Below are 22,325 nucleotides of genomic sequence, written 5' to 3'. Positions count from 1 at the left end.
TGCATTCTATATAACTATTCTATTGCATGCTTCATCTCACTAACATACTTAAATAATTCTTCATTAACATTTTCTCCATTCTTTTCAATAATTTTAACTATAGCACTTCCAACAATTACTCCATCAGCTACTTCAGATATTTCCCTTACTTGATTAGGATTATTAATTCCAAAACCAACAGCACAAGGAACATCAGTAACTTCCTTAATAGACTGAACCATTTTCCCTATATCAGTATTAATTTCACTTCTTACACCTGTAACTCCCATTGATGATACAACATAAATAAATCCTTTAGCCTCTTTAGCTATCTTCTTAATTCTATCTTCTGAAGTAGGTGCAATTAATGATATAATATCAATTCCATATTTATTAGCTACATCTTCTATTTCATGTTTTTCTTCAAAAGGTACATCAGGCACTATAATCCCATCTATCCCAACCTCTCTACAACTTTCAAAAAAATTATAATATCCATATTTATAAACTGGATTTATATAAGTTAAAAACACTAAAGGTATATTACTTTTTTCTCTTACCTTTCTAACTATTTCAAAAACTTTATCAGTTGTCATTCCTTCATTTAAAGCTCTTATATTAGCATTTTGTATTACTACTCCTTCAGCAGTAGGATCTGAAAAAGGTATTCCTATCTCAATTAAATCTGCTCCTGCTCTCTCCATTTCTAAAATATACTCTACAGTTTTTTCTGCAGTTGGATCTCCTGCAGTTAAAAATCCTATAAAGGCTTTTTTATTTTCAAAAGCTTTATATATATTACTCATAAATCTCTTCCCCCTTATATCTAGCTATTGCTGCAACATCTTTATCTCCTCTTCCAGAAAGACAAATTATAATACTTTCATCCTTACTAAAATTCTTTGCTATCTTTTTTGCATAAGCTACAGCATGTGCACTTTCTATTGCACAAATAATTCCTTCTGTTTTAGCTAAATACTCAAAAGCATCAACTGCTTCATCATCAGTTATCGGTACATATTTTGCTCTTTTTATATCATTTAAATAAGCATGTTCTGGCCCTATCCCTGGGTAATCTAATCCTGCTGAAATTGAATATACTGGTGCTATTTGTCCATTTTCATCTTGACAGAAATAAGACTTCATTCCATGAAATATTCCAACAGTACCATTAGCTATTGTTGCTGCATTTAATGCTGTATCTACACCTTTTCCTGCTGCTTCACACCCAATAAGCTGTACATCTTTATCTTTTATAAAATTATAGAACATTCCCATAGCATTACTTCCACCCCCAACACAAGCAATAACAGCTGCAGGTAATTTATGTTCTACCTTAAGTATTTGCTCCCTAACCTCCTTACTTATTACACTTTGAAAATCTCTTACTATAGTTGGAAATGGATGTGGTCCCATTACTGAACCTAAAACATAATGAGTGTCTTCAATTCTGCTTACCCACTCTCTCATAGTTTCATTAACAGCATCTTTTAATGTCATGGTTCCACTAGTTACAGCATTAACCTTCGCTCCTAGTAGCTTCATCCTATATACATTTAAAGCTTGTCTATCTGTATCTTCCTTACCCATAAATATCTCACATTCTAATCCTAAAAGTGCTGCAGCTGTTGCTGTTGCCACTCCATGTTGGCCTGCTCCCGTTTCTGCAATTACTCTTGTTTTTCCTAGTTTTTTAGCTAATAACACCTGTCCAAGAACATTATTTATTTTATGAGATCCTGTATGATTTAAATCCTCTCTCTTTAAATAAATCTTTGCTCCACCTAAATCCTTAGTCATTTTTTCTGCATAATACAAAAGAGATGGCCTTCCTGCATATTTATTTAATAGTTTATTTAATTCATCATTAAATTCCTTGTCATTTTTATAATACTCATACTTTTCTTCAAGATTAATAAGTTCATTCATTAGTGTCTCTGATATATATTGACCTCCATACTCTCCAAATCTTCCTTTATTCATCCCTCTCTACCTACCTTTCTAGTATTTTCATTACTTCTTTCATTTTTTCATAATCTTTAACACCATTACTTTCAATTCCACTACTTATATCTATTGCCATAGGAGAAACTTTTTCAATTGCTTCTTTTATATTATCTATAGATAATCCTCCTGCTAAGAAAAATGTTCTATTAAGATTTTTAATATTATTCCAATCAAAGGTTTTTCCTGTTCCTTGTCCATTATCTAATAATAAAAAATCTGCACAAGAATTTTTCCAGCTTTCAATATCTTCATCTACAAATACACCAACAACTTTAATATTAGATTTTAATTTATTTTTTAAACCTATAGCTTTTTCTTTGGTTATTTGTCTTTTACTTTTAGCAAAAACAAAACCTATATAATCAGGATTTAATTTATTTACATATTCAATATCTTCTTCTCTAAATAAACCACAAAACTTTATTTTTATATTATTCATATTTATATCCTCTTAACTGATCTAGCTCTTGCTTTTTATTTTCACTTCTCATTAATGTTTCACCAATTAAAACTGCATCTACATTAAATTTTCTTAAGTCCTTAATATCATTTGCAGTTTTAATACCACTTTCTGATATGAAAATAATATCTTTTGGAACAAACTTTCTTAATCTAGCTGAATTATTAATATCTACTGTAAAATTTTTAAGATTTCTATTATTTACACCAATTATCCTAGCACCCCAACTTAATGCCATCTTGATTTCTTCTTCATCATGTGCTTCAACTAAGATAAATTCTTCTAGCTTCTTTATTGCTTTTCCACTATCAATTATTTCTTCAAAATAAAAACATTACTACTTATCCCTTTAAGAATCTTTAGAGTTTTAATAGGAGTTTTTATATCTGCATATAATTCCATACTTATAGGAACAACTTTATAATCATCATTTTTTATAATTTTTTTACTTCTTCTAAACTTGGATAAATCATATTTCCCTCCTAAAAATTTAATATCTCCTGCCAAAGAAAATAAAAAAGCCCGTCCTTGACAGTTTGATTTACTGTCAAGGACGGGCAGAATATACTACACCCGCGGTGCCACCTTGATTTACGAAATAATCGTACACTTTATTCGGATACTAACATATCCTAGACAACTAACGTATGTCAAACGTCATAGAATACTAAGAATTTAAAATTCTTTTCACCATGCCCTCAATGGTCCATTTAATAGGCTGCGTTCTGCTTGGCTCTCAGCTATCCAAACTCTCTGTAAGTGCACGATCTATTTTTATCTCCACTTCAACGGTTTTTATCTTTATTTTTATTTATATTACCATATATTGTAATATAAATCAATATTTTCCCATTTATTTTTATTAATGGATTTATTTTCATTTTTAATAATTTTAATGGATTTAAAGGTAAATAAAGTATAAAAATATTCATTTTTGATTAATATTCCATATTTGTTTACGTTTCCATAAATATTTAAAATGATATTTATTTAAACTTCTTAAAATAGTACATATATAAACTTAAATTATTATAATACAAAACCAACTCTATGTTTCTTTATTTTCCTTCTTTTTTCGAGTTAATGCATTAATATACTTTATAAAGCTTCAGGATTATAATTAATACGCTATATGAATATTTTATAAATATGGAGGTATTATTATGAAACACAAAATAGGAATATTATGTTTATCTATTATTGTAATGTCACTTGCTGTAGGCTGCTCTTCAAATAGAAGCTCATCTATAAGAACTTATACTACTACTGAAACATTAAAAGAAATGAAATCTGAAGAAGAAAGAAAAGGAAAAGAGGAAAATAATACTTCATCTGATGAGTTTTTATCAATTGGAGATAGTACTATAGTTTCTAAAAATATTATTGATACCAATGATAAAATATCACAAGATAAAGTTACAATTACTTTAGATAATGTTATTAGAGGAGAAAATGCTCAAAAGGTAGTTGATAATTATAATTCAACTAATCCTACATCTAAAATTCCTAAACTAGTAAATGATTCACTTGAATATGTAATCATAGAATATACAACAACACTACCTGATGGCATTAAATATACTAACCAAGGCCAATCATCTCATGTTGGAATTCAAATTTATAACCTAGATGGAAGCACTATTAACACTAGTGATGATAACTACCCTTTAAGAACTATGAACTTTGAACAATCTCAAGGTTTACAATCTAATGATTCTGGAACTACAAAAACAGTTATTACGTTGCCTAAAAATGTTACTGAATTTGTTGTTAAACTAGGGGATAGCTCTTCAGATACATGCTCTTATATCATAAAATAATTAATTTAAAGTATTAAGTAAAAAATAAAAGGTAACTCTATTCACTACTAAGAGTTACCTTTAAATATTAATTATTATGCACAAGAATCTGATTTTTTATCTACTTCTGAATAATAGTTTATTATATTTATTATAAAATTTCTTGTATCAAAATTTAATTTTTTTGTGCTTGAAATCTCCTTGACTGAAAATTGTTTTGTAAAAAAACTGTATGCTAATTCAACTAAAAACCTTGATGTACTTACTATTCTTGTATCATTTAATAGTTCTTTAAACATTATCTTTGTTCCTACTATATATTCCTTAGCCACTATATAAACTTCGTTAATACTTAATAATTTTAATACTATATATAAATCTTTGTTTAATTTTCCCATAAAATTTTGAACTAGTTCAATATAATTTTTCTCATGATATGAATCTACAAATTGTAAACTTTTTTCCATATTAAATCACCTCTATAAATATTTTAATTAATCAATTTGTCAATTTGGTTACAATCTTCTTAATTTATTCTTAAATATTATTAATTTTTCTATTAACATCATAATTTTTTCTAATTTATATTGTTTTTTTATTTTTATTGTACAATATCACCCGCCTCCCTTGTAAACCTTTACTGATTTTTCTTTATAAAACTCTATTCCTAATTAAAAATATTAATTAGGAAATAGAGTTCTAGTATATTTTTTATTTTTTTAACTTTAATCTAAACTTTCCTTTTAATCTTGTCCATATATTTGAATCATCTTCCTCTTCATCATCTATATAGTATTCATCATTTTTCTCATATTTCTCTTTAAGATTGTTAACTTTATAGTTTTCTTCTTGCTTATTATCAGAAATCTCCTCTGTTTTTTCTATGTTTTGAGTTTGAGATTCATCGTCCATTAAATATTTAATATTCAGACCCAATACATAGATAGAACTTTCTAACATATATAATTTTTCTGTATCCTTGCAATATAAACCTTCAACTAATTTATAGTTTTCCTTATCTCTTTCTTTAACCCATGCCTTTAAAGTTATACTTTCTTGGCCTTGCTTTATATCTTTAATAGAATATACTCCATCAAAAACCTTATATGAAACATTCTTAATTTTATCTATTATTCTACCTCTTAAAATTGTATCTAATCCATTGAATAATTTCTTATTATCTATTATTTTCATTAAAACTGTTTCTTTTACTTGCTGATATATAGAATACTCTTTTTCTTCTATTAACATAATTAATAAATTTATTTCATTAATATCCGAATAATAAAATTCATTTATTACTTCACTTTTTTTAAGTAGCTCCTCTAATTTATTGTAGAAATACCCTAAATACAACAGTAATATTTTTTCTTCATCTGTTATATTATTTTCTATAAACTTTATGTTACCTAATATTTCATTTAAAATCTCTATAGACTTATAATTATTATTTTCTATAAACACTAATTTTAAATTTTCTATTAATATTAACTTATCTTCAGTCTTTTCCTTGTCTTCAATACTATTCACTACTAATTCTTCAGCTAGTATTTCATTAGTATTCTGTTTCTCTTTATAATTTTCTACTTCATCCATGATCTTATTTATAGATTCTTCTAAAAATTTCTCTTCATCTATAGGATCATTTCCATATATCTGTTTATTTTCTTCTACTTCAACAAGCTCTATAGAAATATTATTCTCTTTTTCATTAATCCTTCTAAAAGTATTACTCTTTTTTTCTTCTAATTGATTATCAACTCTATCTATAATAGAAGCACTAATATCTTTTTTTAATTCTTTTAGCTCTATTTTTATTTTTTCTATTTCTTCATTAGCTAATTGTAGTTTTAGTTTTTGATCTTCTATCTGAATTTCTTTTTCTGCAATTATCTTTAACAATTCTTTTTTATTTCTTACTATTTCATCTAATTTAAACTTTTCTCTCTCCATGCTTTATCCTACTATCTTTTTTTAGATTAATATATTTATAAATATATTATACCACTAAACTCTGCTATAAAGTTACAAAATAGTTACATAATTCTTATATTTCTTTTAAGTAAATATTTTATATTATTTTTTCAAAAGCTATTCTTTCACTTCCATCTTCTAAATATATTATTCCACAATATTTAAAGTCATTTTTCTTAAGTAACTTTTGCATCGAAATATTATCTTTATGAGTATCTACCTTTATACTCTTTACTTTATTTTCTTTACATAAATTTTCTACTTTTTTAATTATCGTAGATGCAATCCCATTTCCTTTAGAACTTTCACTAACAGCGATTCTATGTATAACAGCATAATCTCCATTATTTAACCATTCTCCATTATATATATTCTTATATGTTTTATCCTCTTCAAATGAAACCATTGCTGTTGCTAATATCTTATTTTCACTTTCTAATATATAACTGCTATTATTTTTAATATCTGTATGTATAGTATCACTATTTGGATATCCATTTTGCCATTGATCTATTCTGTTTTTTCTGAAGTATTCCTTTGCTTCATTTATTATATTCATTACATTATTTATATCTTCTATAGTTGTCTTTCTAAACTTCATATATACTCCTTAATAAATAATATTAATTTTTTTACTATATATTTACTCTTTTATTATATAACAAAAGAGGGATTAAAGTATCCCCCTTAAATAAATTTTAAAATACAAAATCTTTTAAACTATTATTGATTCCTTGTAAGGTATTAGGTACTATTCTAACTATGCTTGGTAAAAATATAGAAACTATAAATCCTATACCACAAGCAACAAAAATATTATATTCCCTAGCTACTTGTCCTATATAAATTCGATAACCATGAATAGCTGCAATAGCAATAGCTCCAACTATTATAACCTTTGATACTAACCAAGATGAAATGCTTATTATTTTACATATAAAAATTAATATAGATAATATCACTATTACAGGTAAAACTAATATTTTCAATGGTATTAATAATAAACTTGAATTTTTTTCTTTTTTAACTACAACTTTCTTATTTTTTTCTTTATATTCATTGTTAGCAATGTTGTCTCTGTCTCTATCTCTGTCTCTAGAATTATACTCTTTATTATTTTTATTTATACTATTTCTTTTAATAGAACTACTATTTTTATTCTTCTTATAAGGATTTTTTTGCTTTATCTTTTTTATAATTTTTTCTTCAAAATCTTCTTCCTCATCATCATCATCAAAAAAAACATCACACTCCTCAAAATCTTCCTTTGATTTAAATATAATTCTTTCTTCTTCAGGTTCATGATGTTGGATTAAAGACTCTTTCAATATTTCTTCTCTACTCATTAAAACAGTAGCTGCATAACTATTTTCTATATTTTGATTTGCGACTTTAACTTCATCTTTATTTAACGATATATCAACTGGTTTTTCTTCAATTTTATTCTTCTTAAATAAAGCACTGACTTCTTCATCGAATATTTCTTCCATTTGATTTTGTACTATACTTTCTTCATAATTTAATGCATCATATGCTTCTTTAAACAAATCTAGGAATTTTTCTAATCTTTTTTCATCTTTTACTTCTTCTTTAAATGTTTGAACTTGTCTATTATACGCTTCTTTAATCTCTTCTTGAGTAGCATTTTCTTCAATACCTAAAACTTTATAGTAATTCACTAGCTATCCTCCCATCATTGCATATTTATATATTGTTTGCTACTTATATATAAATCTTCATATTCTATACACATTAATGATTATATCAATTTTATTATAAACCCTCAAATAGTACATATATCCAAGAAATTGAAGTAAAAAATAATTATAAAAAACATTTCTTTTATCAATAATTCATATTGCAATTTTCGACTTTTTAAAATATATTATTACATTTATTCTTTTTTTTGTTATTTTTATGTATATTATGGTTGATTTCTATTTTTTAGATGTATATAATATATATCAAATAATAATAATTATTCCTTATATATATAATATATTTTTCAAAATAGAAAATACTATATATATTAAATAAACGAGGTGAAGTTATGAGTAAAATATCAATAATTGGTGCAGGTGCAATTGGTGCTACAACAGCATTTGCCTTACTACAAAAAGGAATAGCACGAGAAATTGTAATTAATGATATAAATCAAGAAAAGGCATTAGGGGAAGTTCTAGACTTAATGCATGGTAGTTCTTTATGTAGACCTTGTAATGTTACTTTAGGTACTTTAGAAGATACTAAAGATTCAGATATAATTATAATAACTGCTGGTTCACCACAAAAACCTGGTGAAACTAGATTAGATTTAGTAGATAAAAACTATGCAATATTTAAAAGCTTTATTCCAAAACTTGCGCAATTAAGTCCAAATTCAATATTATTAGTTGTATCTAACCCTGTAGATGTTCTTTCATATATGACATATAAACTTTCTGGTTTCCCTAAAGAAAGAGTAATAGGATCAGGTACAGTACTAGATACAGCAAGACTTAGAAGCTTACTTGGTAAATATTTTGGAATTGACGGAAGAAACGTAGAAGGTTATGTTCTAGGTGAACATGGTGATAGTGAGTTTGTAACTTGGTCATCATTAATGATTGGTAGCATACCAGTAAAAAGCTTTTCTGAACAAAACTCTATAACTTGGGATAAAGAAACTGAAACTGTTATAGCTGAAGATGTTAAAAATTGTGCTTATGAAGTTATTAAAAGAAAGGGCGCTACTGCTTTTGCTGTTGCAATAACTCTTGAAAGAATTGTTGAAGCTATTATTAGAGATGAAAAAACTATTCTAACTGTTTCAACTTTATTAAATGACTATTATGGTGTTAATGATGCTTATTTAAGTGTTCCTACTATACTTGGAAGAAATGGTATAGAAAAAGTATTAAATATTCAATTATCACCTACTGAACAAGAAAAATTTGTGTCATCAGCCAATTTAATGAAAGAATATATCGATAGAATTAATGATAAATAAAAACAATAAAAAACTGTATCAAATTTAGATACAGTTTTTTATTAATTTAAGTTATTATATTAATACTAAGATAATACTTTTTTTAATAACTAAATAAATTTTATAAAACTCTTCTAGCTCTTCCTATTGAACTCCATGGAACATTAGTTATTCTTATAGTTTTACCAGAATTCGGAGATTCTATCCATTGATCATTTCCTATATACATACCAACATGTCCTAAATTGCTATAGAATAATAAGTCTCCTGGTTGTACACTATCTAATGATACTTCTACTCCACTTTTTATTTGGTCATAAGTTGTTCTTCCAATGCTTATATTAGCTTTACTAAATCCCCATTGCATAAATCCAGAGCAATCAAACATTCTTACTCCACTATCAACGTATTGATATAAAGTATCATACTTACCTGCAGAAGCATAATCTGGGAACCTATTCTTTAATGTTTGTATTGATGCATTAGTAACTAACTCTCCTGAACCACCATAAGCATATGGAGACCCAATATGAGATTTTAATTCTTCTAAAACAATGTTATATGCATTAGAAACTGAAGTATTACTATTGCTTCCACTACTACTATTGCTTCCACTAGTATTATCACTTCCAGTAGATATTTTTATATAATCTGCACTTACATATCCTACTGATCCTTTAAAGTTAATTTTATACCAATTTCCTTCTTTTCCAGTTATATTAACATTTTCATTATTAAGTAAATATCCTAATACTACTGCACTTGAAGAAGGCTGCTTTCTTACTCTTAGATTAGAAGAAACATTTGTAACAACTCCTACAGTATTCATTGCTTGAGATGAATTATTACTATCAGGTGTTGAACTACTATTTCCAGTATTTGAACTTGATTCTGAAGATGGTTTATTTTCAGTTATATAGTCCTTATGAACATAAGCATATGATGAATTATACTTAATTTTATACCAACTTCCTGTTTCACCTACTATATTTACAGAATTACCTGAATATAAAGTTCCTAAAACAGTTGAACTAGTAGATGCTTCTTTACGAACTCTAAGTCCTCCACTACTTACATTATAAACGTACCCAGTCTTATTAATTTCAGTTTCTGAAGAACTAGTATTTCCAGTATTATTACTTCCTGTATTATTACTTGAATTTACATTAGTTGTGATATATTCCTTACTTACATAACCGTATCCGCTGTTATATTGTATTTTATACCATTCACCTTCTGAGCCAACTATAGTTACTTCCGTATTGTTAGTAAGATACCCTAATATTGATGAACTTGTAGAAGCTCCACTTCTTACTCTTAAATTAGTAGATACGTTATAGACTTTACCTTTTGTTGATATTGACGAAGATGCTGCAATCTCTTTTACATAATCTCCATGAACATAACCAGTTATTCCATTGTACTTAATTTGATACCAACTTCCACTTTTAGAAATGATATCAAATGTGCTACCATTTCTCATAGTTCCTAATACTGATGAGCTTGTACTTGCTGACTCTCTAATTCTTAGAGTTGAAGTTACATTGACAACTTGTCCTTTGCTTATGGAAGCTACTGATATTCCACTATTTACTTCTGTAGCACTAGCTGGTACAGTTTTTACAGCTAAAATAGTTCCAACAACACCAGAAATAGCAATTATCTTTTTCAGCTTTTTTCTCTGCATTTTTTTTTACATCCCCCGCCTATTTTAAAATATATTTTTACATAATAAATTATATATTTTTTCACTGTAATTTGCCATATATTTTAACATATTATTCTTATTTTTTTATTATTTCTTACAAATTTTAATTTATTCTATTGACTTTTTTATACTTATATGAAAAATATATAAAATTTAAGAGCAATCTGTTTATTAATAAATAAATTTAAATTAGATTGCTCTTAATTATTTTCAAATATAAACATTTTTATAATATTTTAATAAATTTAATCTATTTTATCTGAAATTTTTTATCATATCATTTTTTAGATTCCATAACTTTTCTGATAAATCAACATAATATCCCTGTGGATTATTAAACCTCTTTACTTCATCCCACAATGATTCAACTTGTTCTAAGGAATATTTTCTAATATCATCTAACTTTGGTGTTTTATAAACACATTTTCCTTGAATAAAAATTGGCACTTGTATCTTTTTTGCATAATAATTTGTTACAACTTTTCTCTTCCATGTATATATAGGATCAAATATCTCATAGTCCTTTGAATCATCTATTATCTCATTTCCTAATGTTAATACATCTGCTATAGCCTTATTATTATCCTTATCAAATAGCCTCCAAACTGTTTTATAACCTGGATTTGTGACCTTTTCTATATTTTCTGATAACTTAATTCTAGGAACTATATTGCCCTCCTCCTCAACTGCAACTAACTTATATACCCCTCCAAACACCGGTTCTGATTTTGCAGTTATTAATCTTTCTCCAACTCCGAATATATCAATACAAGCTCCTTGATTCATAAGATCTGATATTATATATTCATCTAAACTATTAGATGCAAGTATTTTGCAATTTTCTAGTCCATTTATATTTAATATTTTCCTTACTTCTTTTGAAAGATATGCTAGATCCCCACTATCTAATCTAACACCTTTAAGGGTATTTCCTTGTGGCTCTAATACATCTTTAGAAACTTTAATAGCATTAATTATACCTGATTTTAAAACATTATAAGTATCTATTAATAAAACACAATTGTCCGGATATGTTTTGGCATAAGTCTCAAAAGCTTTATACTCATCACCAAATAATTGTATCCATGAATGAGCCATAGTTCCTACAGCCTTAACTCCAAATATCTCATCTGCAATAGTATTGGCAGTTCCATCTACACCACCTATATAGGCGGCTCTAGCACCATATATAGCCGCATCATATCCCTGACTACGCCTTGCTCCAAGTTCTAATACTTCTTTTCCACCTGCAGCTCTTCGTATTCTATTTGCCTTTGTAGCTATTAGACTTTGATGATTAATTGTTAAGAGTAACATTGTTTCTATTAACTGTGCTTCTATAACTTTTGCTTTAACAGTTATTAAGGGTTCATTTGGAAATACAGGAGTTCCTTCTTCTATAGCATAAATATCACCTGTAAACTTAAAGTTTAATAAATACTCCAGAAACTCTTCACTAAATAGCTTTCTTTCTCTTAAATATTCAATATCATTTTTAGTAAAATTTAAACCTTTTATGTATTCAATTACTTGCTCTAAACCAGCTACAATTGCAAATCCTGCATTATCAGGATTTTTTCTAAAGAACATATCAAAATAAACTATTTTATCTTTTAAATTATTTTTAAAATATCCATTTGCCATGGTAAATTCATAAAAATCTACTAACATACTTAAATTTCTTTCATCTTCTAAGCTTATTTTTATCATATTAATGCTCCTTTAAATTATAAAACTCCTCAGTTTAAATTAATTTTTATAATCACATTTTTATTATTTTTTGCTATATCATAAACTTTTACTCATACTTGTCTATAAAATATAAAAAATGCTTAAAAAAAGATAAACTATCTTCTTTTAAGCATTAATCTTAAATTATCTTTGCTAAAACATATCTTCTCAATCCACCATATTTTAACTTATCCTTTTTAATTTCATAACCTAAACTCTTAAATGTATTTACGCTAAATTCATTATATGGCGATGCTGTAGCACATAACATCTTAGTATCTTGTTTTACAGCAATTTTTTCTAACTCTTTGCATATTATTTTTTGAAGCTTATTCCCTCTATACTCTTCCTTAACTACAGTAGATTCTATTTGTCCCACTTTTAATACTTCTTCATCATCTAATCCTATGTCATATCCATAGTTTGATTTATCCTGCCCCTTCTTGGCATAAACTCCCATTGCAATAAGCTCGTCACCTTCTGTAACACATCCAATTATCTTTCCATTTTTCTTTATATACTCTTCAAACTCTTCTCTTTCTGTATCGGCATATAACTCTTTATTTTCAAGTCCATCTATTATTATTTTTTGTAATTCCATAATTTTATCTAAATAAGACATATTTAATTCTTTTAACTCAGCTTGAACTTCTACTCCATCTTTTCTTTTTAATTTCAATATATTACTCAAATCTATACCTCCAAACTTTTCTTCTACCTAATAAAAATTTTACTTTGTATATACGTAGAATTACAATATTATTTTCTTATAAATTCTAACATACCCTTGACTATCAATGCAGCTCCAACAAAAATAGCTCCAAAAATTAATATTGCTTTAAGAAGAGAAATTGGTAATAAACTCATTTTTAAAGAAAGAAATATTGAAAGTACTATACTTATTATTCCTACAAATATTAAAATTGCTCCCAATATATGTTTTCTTTTAAATACTATTATTATCATCCCAATAAACAATAATATTGTACTTGCTGCAAAACTTACTCCTCCTTTACTTGCTCCAAAAAATTTAAGAGGAGAATATACAATTGTATATTTAAATATATTTATAATACCTATAGCCATTACTATTATTCCTAATATAATTAACACTCTACTCAATATATTATTTTTTTTACTATAATTATTTCTTAAATTATAGCCATGTGTTTTTTTATAATTATTAGCTTTATGTTCCCTTGATTTATAATTTCTTAATCCTGGAATGTATCGTATTTGTTTTTTTCTACTACTCAAAATACCAACCTCAGAAATTAATTATATTTAATATATGCATTTAAATTCATTACGGAACTTATTCATAAAAACTATTATAAAAGAATTTAAGCTGCCTCATTATAAGGCAGCTTACTTTACTAAAAGATGTTGTGTATTAAATTCATTATAAAACCTGTATGCTCATTAAAAATATTTATACCTATAAGAATAAGAATAATTCCACCTATAAGTTCAGCATAATCTTTAAATATTCCACCAATTTTTTTACCTGCAATAACACCAATAAAACAGACTATAAATGTTATTAACCCAATAATTAATGATGAAGAAACTATGTTAACATTTAAAAATGCAAAACTTATTCCAACAGCTAAAGCATCTATACTTGTAGCAATGGCAAGAGTTGTTAATTCTTTATTTGATAATTCCCCTTTACTTTTTTCTTCCTCTTCTAAAGTAGTACTTGCTTCATTTACAGCCTCTTCTTTTTCTGTAGCTGCTTCTTTTCGATTCTCATAAAACTCATAAATCATTTTGCCACCTAAAATTGATAGTAATATTAAAGCAATCCAATGATCTATAGCTTTTATATACCCTTGAAAACTTATTCCTAACATCCATCCAATTAATGGCATTGCAGCTTGAAAAACTCCAAAGAATAAAGCTATTTTTATAGCTATTCCCTTAGTTAAATTTTTTAAAGTCATTCCTTTAGTAACTGATACAGCAAATGCATCCATTGCTAAAGCAAATGCTGTAAGTACAATTGTAATAATGTTCATAATCATTCTCCTCACTATTATTTTCTCTTAAAATTTTACTTATATGCAAAAAAATAACGAGATTCATGGATGCAAAAAAAGCATCCATGAGTCTCGTTATTTAAGATTAAGCCAGGTTTCATTCAAAACCATTATGTTGACATAACCACATTTACATGCTAACTACTCCCTCACAGGACCAACATATTATACTATTATATTATTTATGTGTCAATCATTTGCTTATATCCTATTTCTCTTCAAATACCTTCCATATCCCTTTTCTCCTACAAACTCTCCATCTTTAGAAATTATCTTTCCTCTTAATATTGTAAATATAGGATATCCTTTAAGTCTAAATCCTTCATAAGCTGTATAATCTACATTAGAATGAAGTTTATCAGTAGTCAAAGTAACTTCCTTGTTAGGATCTATTATGGCAATATCTGCATCACTTCCAACTGCTATTGTTCCTTTTTTAGGATATAACCCAAATATTTTAGCAGGATTTGTGCAGCATACCTCTACAAATTTATTTATACTTATTCTCTCTTTCATTACACCCTCGGAAAAAATTAATGCCATTCTTTCTTCAACTCCTGGTGCACCATTAGGACATTTAGTAAAATCTGATTTTCCTAACTGCTTATCTCTATTAAATGAAAATGGACAATGGTCTGTTGCTATAGTTTGTATATATCCATCACTAATACCTTGCCATAGAGCCTCACAGTTCTCAGCACTTCTAAGTGGTGGACTCATTATATATTTTAACCCTTCATTATTTTCTAATTCATATTTACTTTCATCTAGCAATAAATATTGTGGGCATGTTTCTGCATAAACATTTTGTCCACTTTCTCTTGCTTTTTTTATATGCTCTAATCCATCCTTGGTTGATAAATGAACAACATATAACCCTTCATAATTAGCTATTTTAGCTAATTTAATCATTCTATTTACAGCTTCTCCTTCAGCTTCTACTGGTCTACTTAAACAATGATATTTAGGACTTGTGAAGCCTTTATCTACAAACTTCTTTCTTAAATATTGAATACTTCCATGATTTTCACAATGTATTGTTGTTATTCCACCCAATTCTTTTAATCTTTCAAAAACCCTTATCATTTTATCATCATCTATTTTATAATCATAAGTTAAGTATCCCTTAAAACTTTGGATTCCACACTCATCAATAATTTCCTTCATTTCATTTAGTATTTCATCATCAACATGTTGTATAACTCCATGGAACCCATAATCTACTACAGCATTATTATCTGCATATTCATGATATACGTAAACTTGATGTTTTAAATTACATCCTTCTGGTCCAAATCCCATATGGTCAACAATTGTTGTTGTTCCTCCACAAGCAGCTGCAATAGTTCCAGTATAAAAATCATCATTAGCAACAGCATTGCCTACATGTAAATTAAAATGCGTGTGTATGTCTATTCCACCTGGAATAACATACTTCCCCTTAGCATCAATTATTTCATCCGCTACTCTAGTAATATTTAAACCTATTTCCTTTATAATTTCATTTTCAATAAAAATATCACCCATATATTTATCACTAGCAGTAACTATAACTCCATTTTTTATTAATAATGACATCTAATCCAACCCCTCTTTTTTTATACCTATTCTATATAAAATATCTTCTATATCATTATCTGATATTCCTTTTATAAATAAAACTTTTTTTAAAGTCTATAATTTAAATGCTTTTATATTCCTTTAATAGTGAACTCAAGACTCATATCATTATTTGAAGGTATTAAATATTCATCGTGCGGCATAGCTCCCCAGCTATCATCTCCTCCAACACCTATGTTTTTTAATGATACTCTTATAACAGTATGATAAACTGGTGGTAACTCATAGTGATGATATGCATTTTCTAACTCATGTGGAGTATATGGAAGTGCACTAAATTCAAAATTATTACCAGCTATCACCAATCCATTACCTGTATTATCCGTAACTTTAGCCCATTTTAAATCAGTTTTGTTACCACACTCCTGTGGAATAACATATTTTGATAGATTATCAATGACCTTATTCTTATGAACACCTAATCTTGCCCCCTTATTTCTATCAGAATAATTTTCTTCACTTCCTCTACCAAACCAAGTTAAGTTATCATATACACAAGGTATTTTAATCATCATTCCAAAATCTAGCATATTAGGTAATCCTTCTACTCCCTTATAATCCATTTTTACCTTTACACTTCCATCTCCTAATGTAGTATATGTTACATTACACTTACTTTCTGGAGTCGTTGGTAATGCATATGTGTAAGTTATACTTGCTTTATATTCATCACAAGAAATTTTTATATCTATAGCTTTAGCATAAAGACTAGCTATTTTCCATGTTGCACATCTAAATGCCATTGAATTTCCTCTATCATTATCCGTTGGTGCATGCCAAAAGTTAGGCTTAGGAATTTCATTAATATATTCTCTTCCATTAAACTTATATGATATTAATCCGCCATAATTCTTTGAATAAATTACTTCAAAATTTCGTCCTCTTACTCCAAAATTAACATCACAATCATTTACAATTATTTTTCCATCATATTCTTCATTATTATCTAAAATTTCATAGTAATCTTGTCCAAAAGCTACTTCATAACCTTTTTGTGCCCATAAAGTATCATTCTTCAATACAGCTTTTACATCTATTGTGTAATTACCTGAATTACTTTTCTTAGATATTGGTAACTTTATCTCAATTTCATTACCTGCTTCAAGGTATATATTTAACTTTCCATATTCTATAACATTTCCTTCTCTTAAATATTCCCAAATAATATCATATTGATCTAAATTTATAAATAAATTATTGTTTTTTATCTTTACAGAATTGAAATTAACATCTATCTTTATATTTTGATAATTAAACTTTACTTCTTGCATTTTGGTTGATTCTTTTCTATCCGCATAAATAATGCCATTCATACAGAAGTTATAATCTGTAGGCCTATCTCCAAAATCACCACCAAAGGCTAGATAGTCTTTTCCATAAATATCTTTAGTCATTAATCCTTGATCAATAAAATCCCAAATAAATCCACCTTGATACATTGGATACTTCTCTTCAAGCTCTATATATTTATACATTGCGCCATTAGAATTTCCCATAGCATGAGTATATTCACATAACATAAATGGCTTTTCTGGATTGTTGTTTAAATATTCTTCTATATCCTTTACTTTTGCATACATTCTACTTTCCATATCCGAAGAGTTATTATATCTTCTATCATTAAATACCCCTTCATAATGTACTAATCTACTACTATCAGTATTTCTAAAATATTCAGACATTAAATAAATATTTTCTCCACCAAATGCTTCATTCCCACAAGACCAAATAATTATAGATGGATGGTTTTTGTCTCTTTCTAGCATAGATTTTGCTCTATCTAAAACACATTCTCTCCACTCTTTCTTTGAATCTGGAACAACACATTTAGAATCTATTTTCCCCATCTTTTGCCATGTACCATGACTTTCTAAGTTTGTTTCATCAATAACATAAAGCCCATACTCATCACATAATTCATAGAAATAACTTTGATTTGGATAATGAGAAGTTCTAACTGCATTAATATTGTTCCTCTTCATTGTTTTAACATCCCAAAGCATTTCCTCTTTACTAACACATCTTCCTGTATAACAACTAAACTCATGTCTATTTACGCCTTTAAAAATAATTCTTTTCCCATTAATATGCATTATATTATTAATCATTTCAAAAGCCCTAAATCCAACCTTTTGTTGTATAACTTCTATTATATTGTTGCTTTTATCTAAAACCTCTATTAGCAAAGTATAAAGATTTGGTTCTTCTGCACTCCATAGCTTTATATCTGTTACCTCTTCTTTTATGCTTAATGTACTACTTTCAATACTTTGAGTTTTTTCTAAAATTTTATTATTGCTATTATCTATTAATGTAGCTTTAATAACTGAATCTAAATTTCCTTCAATTTTTAAATCAACATCTAAGTCACATTTTTTATAGTTATCTTTAAGATTTGTATGGACAAAAATATCATTTATATGTGTTTCCGGCTTTGTATATAAATACACATCTCTAAATATTCCTGAAAACCTCCAAAAATCTTGATCTTCTAGCCAGCTTCCACTACAAAACTTAACTACCATCACAGCTAATTTATTTTTACCTTGTTTGTATAAACTACTTAAATCAAAATCAGCTGGAGTAAAACTATCCTCACTATATCCAACAAATTTACCATTTAACCATAAATAGAAAGCACTTTCAACCCCCTCAAAAGAAACATGTAATGGTTTACCAAAAAATTCTGAAGATATATCAAACTCTTTTACATAACATCCAACAGGATTATATCTTTTTGGAACTAATGGAGGTAGAATATCATCATGTCCATCCCAAGAATACATAGTATTTACATAATGTGGTTTATCATATCCTTGAAGTTGAATATGTCCTGGGACTTTTATATTATCCCAACTTTCGGTATTGTAATCCTCTTCATAAAAATTATTAATTATCCCATCCAAGTTCTTACTATAATGAAATTTCCAATCTCCATTTAATTCTATTTTAAAAGAAGAATTATCTTCTAATAGTTCATCTAAATTTCTATAAAATTTATGATCAGATTTAGATTCTAGTCTATTAACTTCATAAATCTCTGAATTCTCTAAATAACTTAAATCAAACTTTCTCATTTCCCTTCCCCCTCTTTTCTCTAATTTTTTATAATGATATTTTTACTTATCCTTTATATTTTATCACAATATTTATCTTATAATATACTTATTTGTTTAAATATATATATATTGTTAATATTTTAAATTTGTTTATTATTTATAAAACTTACAATATATAAACATTTATATATTGTAAGCTCTTTACATACCTTATTAATCTACTACTTCTTCATTTTTTTCTTTTGTTGCATTGTTTATTGCCTCATTAACTTCATCTAAAACTTCATCTAAAACTTTGTCTAGTTCATCTTTATCAGCAGTATTATTCTCTGCATCATTATCCCCATAATTATTTCCACTATTATTACCGCAATAGATACCTTTTTTAATAGGTGATATTAAAAAACCTACTACTGCCCCCGCAAAAAAACATGCCGTTCCTAATAGAATTTTTTCATTCTTATCCATTTAAACTTACCTCCAATATAATTTATTTGCTTATGCATATACCTTAGTTATATGTTTAATATTTTAATAATATTATTTACTTATGATTATTTAATAATATTTATAAAAATTAAAACCCTATGGAATATTAGTAATTTAAATATTCCATAGGGCTTATAAGTTATATTATTTTTTATTTAAATATGGCATTACATCTTGAGTATATGCTCTTAATACTTCTGCAACACTCCACGCTTGAGAATAGCAACCTCTTCCAGTAGATGCAAAATCTCCATCAAAAATTTCGGCTATACCATTTATACATCCATCTCTCATAGTATCCTCGAATACTTTACACATATAATTTGCTTTATCTATAGATTCCTTAGAATAATCATTTACCTTACAGTAAGCTGTTATAAATCCACCTATTAAGAATCCCCATGTTGTTCCCATATGATAAGCACAATCTCTATCAAATAGTTTTCCTATATACTTTTTCTTATAATCTTTATCCATAAATGAAAGTGAACGCAATCCATAAGTAGCATATAAATGCTTATACACAGTATTAACTATCATTTTTTCTTTTTCTCTATCTAAAATAGAAAATGGTAATGATACTGCCCAAATTTGATTTGGTCTTATTTTATCATCATTTTCATCTACAACATCATAAAGACAACTCTTTTCCTCATTCCAGAATCTATCATTAAATGATTTTTTAACTTTTTCAGAAAGCTCTATATATTCACTATTATCATCACCAAACTTACTAGCTAAATCCTCCATTATCTTTAGTGCATTATACCATAAAGCATTTATTTCAACTGGCTTTCCATGTCTTGGTGTTACAACATAATCACCAACTCTAACATCCATCCAAGTAACTTGATCGAGTCCTCCACCAGCAAAAACTAATCCATCACTATCCATACCGATTGAAAAGTCTGTCTTACTTGCATAAGCTTTATATATTTCTTTTAATTTTGGATATATTTTTTCCTCTATGAACCTATAATCACTTAAATCACCAGTATACTTCAAGTATTTATAAACAGCTTGGAAATACCATAATGAAGCATCTACAGTATTATATCCTGGCTCAGTATTAGCATCTGGAAATACATTAGGAACTAATCCATTTTTTATATATTTAGCAAATGACTCTAATATTTCTCTAGCATCACTAAATCTTTTTGTTACTAAAGTCAAACCTTCGAATGCAATCATTGTATCTCTACCCCAATCTGTAAACCAAGGTAGTCCTGCTAATATAGTTTTTAATCCTGTACTTTCTCTATTTACAATAAAATGATCTCCTGCTTTAACTAAATTGTTAGCAAAATCATCTTTTAAATCTGCATTTTCAACTAATTCTTCTGCTCTTACTTTATATTCTTTTACAATATCAAATCCTGATTTTTCATCTAATCCTTCTATTGTACACTTAATATAAAACTTTTTCTTTTCAAAAGGTTTTAATTCAATATGAACTTCATATGGTGTGTAATGATTATCTACACCTAAGAATCCGGTTCTATGATCAATCATATAAAAATGATTTTCCTCTATTAAATAATTTGGTGTTGCCATACTTGTAGGTATTAAACTTCTATCATAATAATTTCCTTCTGATGTATAAAACTCTATTTTTATATCTTTATTGTTATCTGGTATTAATGTTAAAGTTTTTTCATCTACCTTAACATTAAATTTTAATTCTGATCTTTCGCTTGTTTCTCCAGCTTCCCTATAATTAAATAACGGAACTAAATTTAATTTAGCTTCCTCACTCCCATTTTCAATTTCATAACATACAGCAACAGTATTATGTCCATACTCCATAGCTATAGTTTTATTTATAGAAACATCTTCAACTCTATATCTATACTCTGGAACCGTATCCAAAATAAACTGTTCTAAATACTCTTGTCCATTTTTTGAAGTTCCTATATATTGTTGAGATGTTAAATCATACTCTCTATCTTTAATAATAATTTGCTCTTGTACTCTTGTAAGTATAAGCTTTCTATTTACAGGCGCATTTAATGAAGCTATTAAATATCCATGAAAAGCCTGTGCAGCTCCACCAGCAACAGTATGGTTAGCATATCCACCAATTCCATTACCAACTACCCATGATAATTCATTACCATCTTCTATTGTTTTCCACATTCCTCTTCCATACTTATACATATATTCTTCCCCTTCTTTTACTAAGTTATATTCCGATAATGAAATTATACATAAGTTTTTTTTTACAAACAATAAAACATATCTGCTACTTTTACACTAAAACTGCTAAATTGTTCGTTACGTGGAAGCGAAAAAATGAAATATTTATTTTCCAGTAACCGTGAAATTTTCACCTAGAATTTATATAATTGATTCCGTAAAGTTTGCTAAAGTTTTTAAACTCGCTATTCGCTCAAACAGTAAAAACTTCTTTACGCAACTTTACTCCATCAATTATTAAATTCTACGGCTTAATTTCAATGGCCCTTCCAAATTAATATTTCATTTTTTCT

General features: G+C 27.3%; 19 protein-coding genes and 1 other annotated feature. Of the genes, 2 read left to right on the top strand and 17 right to left on the bottom strand.

The annotated features are described in order from the left end of the window. Window positions 1-14 precede the first annotated feature (14 nt). The 4 genes from trpA to EJJ37_RS13095 are packed head-to-tail and all read right to left on the bottom strand — an operon-like array spanning window position 15 to window position 2,720. Window positions 15-785, bottom strand: a complete 771-nt coding sequence (gene trpA / locus EJJ37_RS13110; RefSeq protein ID WP_133016033.1) for a tryptophan synthase subunit alpha — start codon at window positions 783-785, stop codon at window positions 15-17. Next, the gene (gene trpB / locus EJJ37_RS13105) at window positions 778-1,962 is read right to left on the bottom strand and encodes a tryptophan synthase subunit beta (protein ID WP_133016032.1); all 1,185 of its coding nucleotides are present in this window, start codon (window positions 1,960-1,962) and stop codon (window positions 778-780) included. Before trpB ends, trpA begins: the two co-directional genes overlap by 8 nt. Window positions 1,963-1,972: 10 nt before the next feature. After that, the gene (locus EJJ37_RS13100; RefSeq protein ID WP_133016031.1) at window positions 1,973-2,425 is read right to left on the bottom strand and encodes a phosphoribosylanthranilate isomerase; all 453 of its coding nucleotides are present in this window, start codon (window positions 2,423-2,425) and stop codon (window positions 1,973-1,975) included. Further along, window positions 2,418-2,720 (bottom strand): hypothetical protein, encoded by a 303-nt coding sequence (locus EJJ37_RS13095; RefSeq protein WP_420808544.1) that lies wholly within the window; start codon window positions 2,718-2,720, stop codon window positions 2,418-2,420. Before EJJ37_RS13095 ends, EJJ37_RS13100 begins: the two co-directional genes overlap by 8 nt. Before the next feature lie 272 nt (window positions 2,721-2,992). Further along, window positions 2,993-3,244: a binding site (T-box leader), on the bottom strand. 365 nt (window positions 3,245-3,609) lie between these two features. On the opposite strand from EJJ37_RS13095, the gene EJJ37_RS13090 reads away from it, so the two are divergent. Beyond that, window positions 3,610-4,266, top strand: a complete 657-nt coding sequence (locus EJJ37_RS13090) for a hypothetical protein (RefSeq protein WP_133016029.1) — start codon at window positions 3,610-3,612, stop codon at window positions 4,264-4,266. A gap of 74 nt (window positions 4,267-4,340) precedes the next feature. On the opposite strand, the gene EJJ37_RS13085 is transcribed toward EJJ37_RS13090, so the two are convergent. The 4 genes from EJJ37_RS13085 to EJJ37_RS13070 all read right to left on the bottom strand — a co-directional run bounded on the left by EJJ37_RS13085 (window position 4,341) and on the right by EJJ37_RS13070 (window position 7,898). Beyond that, window positions 4,341-4,712, bottom strand: a complete 372-nt coding sequence (locus EJJ37_RS13085) for a hypothetical protein (RefSeq protein WP_133016028.1) — start codon at window positions 4,710-4,712, stop codon at window positions 4,341-4,343. 244 nt (window positions 4,713-4,956) lie between these two features. Then, window positions 4,957-6,198 (bottom strand): hypothetical protein, encoded by a 1,242-nt coding sequence (locus EJJ37_RS13080; RefSeq protein WP_133016027.1) that lies wholly within the window; start codon window positions 6,196-6,198, stop codon window positions 4,957-4,959. Window positions 6,199-6,316: 118 nt separating this feature from the next. Beyond that, window positions 6,317-6,820 (bottom strand): GNAT family N-acetyltransferase, encoded by a 504-nt coding sequence (locus EJJ37_RS13075; protein ID WP_133016026.1) that lies wholly within the window; start codon window positions 6,818-6,820, stop codon window positions 6,317-6,319. Between the two features lie 97 nt (window positions 6,821-6,917). Continuing rightward, window positions 6,918-7,898, bottom strand: a complete 981-nt coding sequence (locus EJJ37_RS13070) for a J domain-containing protein (protein WP_133016025.1) — start codon at window positions 7,896-7,898, stop codon at window positions 6,918-6,920. 371 nt (window positions 7,899-8,269) lie between these two features. On the opposite strand from EJJ37_RS13070, the gene EJJ37_RS13065 reads away from it, so the two are divergent. Next, a complete protein-coding gene (locus EJJ37_RS13065; protein ID WP_133016024.1) occupies window positions 8,270-9,208 on the top strand; it encodes an L-lactate dehydrogenase in 939 nt (312 codons plus the stop codon). Between the two features lie 100 nt (window positions 9,209-9,308). Here EJJ37_RS13065 and EJJ37_RS13060 read toward each other — a convergent pair whose 3' ends face one another. From EJJ37_RS13060 to EJJ37_RS13020, 9 genes are all read right to left on the bottom strand, one after another. Further along, window positions 9,309-10,874 carry a C40 family peptidase gene (locus EJJ37_RS13060; RefSeq protein WP_133016023.1) on the bottom strand — a complete coding sequence of 522 codons (1,566 nt, stop codon included), beginning with the start codon at window positions 10,872-10,874 and terminating at the stop codon, window positions 9,309-9,311. A gap of 276 nt (window positions 10,875-11,150) precedes the next feature. After that, window positions 11,151-12,605, bottom strand: coding sequence for a nicotinate phosphoribosyltransferase (locus tag EJJ37_RS13055; protein WP_133016022.1), 1,455 nt, complete (start codon window positions 12,603-12,605; stop codon window positions 11,151-11,153). Between the two features lie 160 nt (window positions 12,606-12,765). Beyond that, window positions 12,766-13,317, bottom strand: a complete 552-nt coding sequence (locus EJJ37_RS13050; RefSeq protein ID WP_133016021.1) for a GNAT family N-acetyltransferase — start codon at window positions 13,315-13,317, stop codon at window positions 12,766-12,768. A 68-nt stretch (window positions 13,318-13,385) separates the two neighbouring features. Next, the gene (locus EJJ37_RS13045; RefSeq protein ID WP_133016020.1) at window positions 13,386-13,883 is read right to left on the bottom strand and encodes a hypothetical protein; all 498 of its coding nucleotides are present in this window, start codon (window positions 13,881-13,883) and stop codon (window positions 13,386-13,388) included. A 119-nt stretch (window positions 13,884-14,002) separates the two neighbouring features. Continuing rightward, window positions 14,003-14,647 carry a manganese efflux pump MntP gene (locus EJJ37_RS13040; RefSeq protein ID WP_133016019.1) on the bottom strand — a complete coding sequence of 215 codons (645 nt, stop codon included), beginning with the start codon at window positions 14,645-14,647 and terminating at the stop codon, window positions 14,003-14,005. 222 nt (window positions 14,648-14,869) lie between these two features. Then, window positions 14,870-16,246: a dihydropyrimidinase gene (gene hydA, locus EJJ37_RS13035; protein ID WP_133016018.1), complete on the bottom strand. Its 1,377-nt coding sequence runs from the start codon at window positions 16,244-16,246 to the stop codon at window positions 14,870-14,872. Window positions 16,247-16,359: 113 nt separating this feature from the next. Beyond that, entirely contained in the window at window positions 16,360-19,365 is a 3,006-nt protein-coding gene (lacZ, locus tag EJJ37_RS13030) for a beta-galactosidase, LacZ type (RefSeq protein ID WP_133016017.1), read from the bottom strand. Window positions 19,366-19,560: 195 nt separating this feature from the next. Beyond that, window positions 19,561-19,815: a hypothetical protein gene (locus EJJ37_RS13025; RefSeq protein ID WP_133016016.1), complete on the bottom strand. Its 255-nt coding sequence runs from the start codon at window positions 19,813-19,815 to the stop codon at window positions 19,561-19,563. Between the two features lie 165 nt (window positions 19,816-19,980). Continuing rightward, window positions 19,981-21,993 carry an amylo-alpha-1,6-glucosidase gene (locus tag EJJ37_RS13020; RefSeq protein WP_133016015.1) on the bottom strand — a complete coding sequence of 671 codons (2,013 nt, stop codon included), beginning with the start codon at window positions 21,991-21,993 and terminating at the stop codon, window positions 19,981-19,983. Between the last annotated feature and the right edge of the window lie 332 nt (window positions 21,994-22,325).

It is taken from the genome of Clostridium cuniculi, assembly GCF_004353185.1.
Taxonomy (GTDB): Bacteria; Bacillota; Clostridia; order Clostridiales; family Clostridiaceae; genus Clostridium; species Clostridium cuniculi.
Note: the sequence above shows the minus strand (reverse complement) of the source record. Positions and strands in the feature narration are given on the sequence as shown.

Excerpts from the sequence above, each read along its gene's own strand:
- trpA (WP_133016033.1), bottom strand. The coding sequence starts at position 785 with ATGAGTAATATATATAAAGCTTTTGAAAATAAAAAAGCCTTTATAGGA.
- EJJ37_RS13025 (WP_133016016.1), bottom strand. The coding sequence starts at position 19,815 with ATGGATAAGAATGAAAAAATTCTATTAGGAACGGCATGTTTTTTTGCG.
- EJJ37_RS13020 (WP_133016015.1), bottom strand. The coding sequence starts at position 21,993 with ATGTATAAGTATGGAAGAGGAATGTGGAAAACAATAGAAGATGGTAAT.
- EJJ37_RS13100 (WP_133016031.1), bottom strand. The coding sequence starts at position 2,425 with ATGAATAATATAAAAATAAAGTTTTGTGGTTTATTTAGAGAAGAAGAT.
- lacZ (WP_133016017.1), bottom strand. The coding sequence starts at position 19,365 with ATGAGAAAGTTTGATTTAAGTTATTTAGAGAATTCAGAGATTTATGAA.
- EJJ37_RS13065 (WP_133016024.1), top strand. The coding sequence starts at position 8,270 with ATGAGTAAAATATCAATAATTGGTGCAGGTGCAATTGGTGCTACAACA.
- trpB (WP_133016032.1), bottom strand. The coding sequence starts at position 1,962 with ATGAATAAAGGAAGATTTGGAGAGTATGGAGGTCAATATATATCAGAG.
- EJJ37_RS13075 (WP_133016026.1), bottom strand. The coding sequence starts at position 6,820 with ATGAAGTTTAGAAAGACAACTATAGAAGATATAAATAATGTAATGAAT.
- EJJ37_RS13090 (WP_133016029.1), top strand. The coding sequence starts at position 3,610 with ATGAAACACAAAATAGGAATATTATGTTTATCTATTATTGTAATGTCA.
- EJJ37_RS13080 (WP_133016027.1), bottom strand. The coding sequence starts at position 6,198 with ATGGAGAGAGAAAAGTTTAAATTAGATGAAATAGTAAGAAATAAAAAA.
- hydA (WP_133016018.1), bottom strand. The coding sequence starts at position 16,246 with ATGTCATTATTAATAAAAAATGGAGTTATAGTTACTGCTAGTGATAAA.
- EJJ37_RS13055 (WP_133016022.1), bottom strand. The coding sequence starts at position 12,605 with ATGATAAAAATAAGCTTAGAAGATGAAAGAAATTTAAGTATGTTAGTA.
- EJJ37_RS13060 (WP_133016023.1), bottom strand. The coding sequence starts at position 10,874 with ATGCAGAGAAAAAAGCTGAAAAAGATAATTGCTATTTCTGGTGTTGTT.
- EJJ37_RS13040 (WP_133016019.1), bottom strand. The coding sequence starts at position 14,647 with ATGAACATTATTACAATTGTACTTACAGCATTTGCTTTAGCAATGGAT.
- EJJ37_RS13085 (WP_133016028.1), bottom strand. The coding sequence starts at position 4,712 with ATGGAAAAAAGTTTACAATTTGTAGATTCATATCATGAGAAAAATTAT.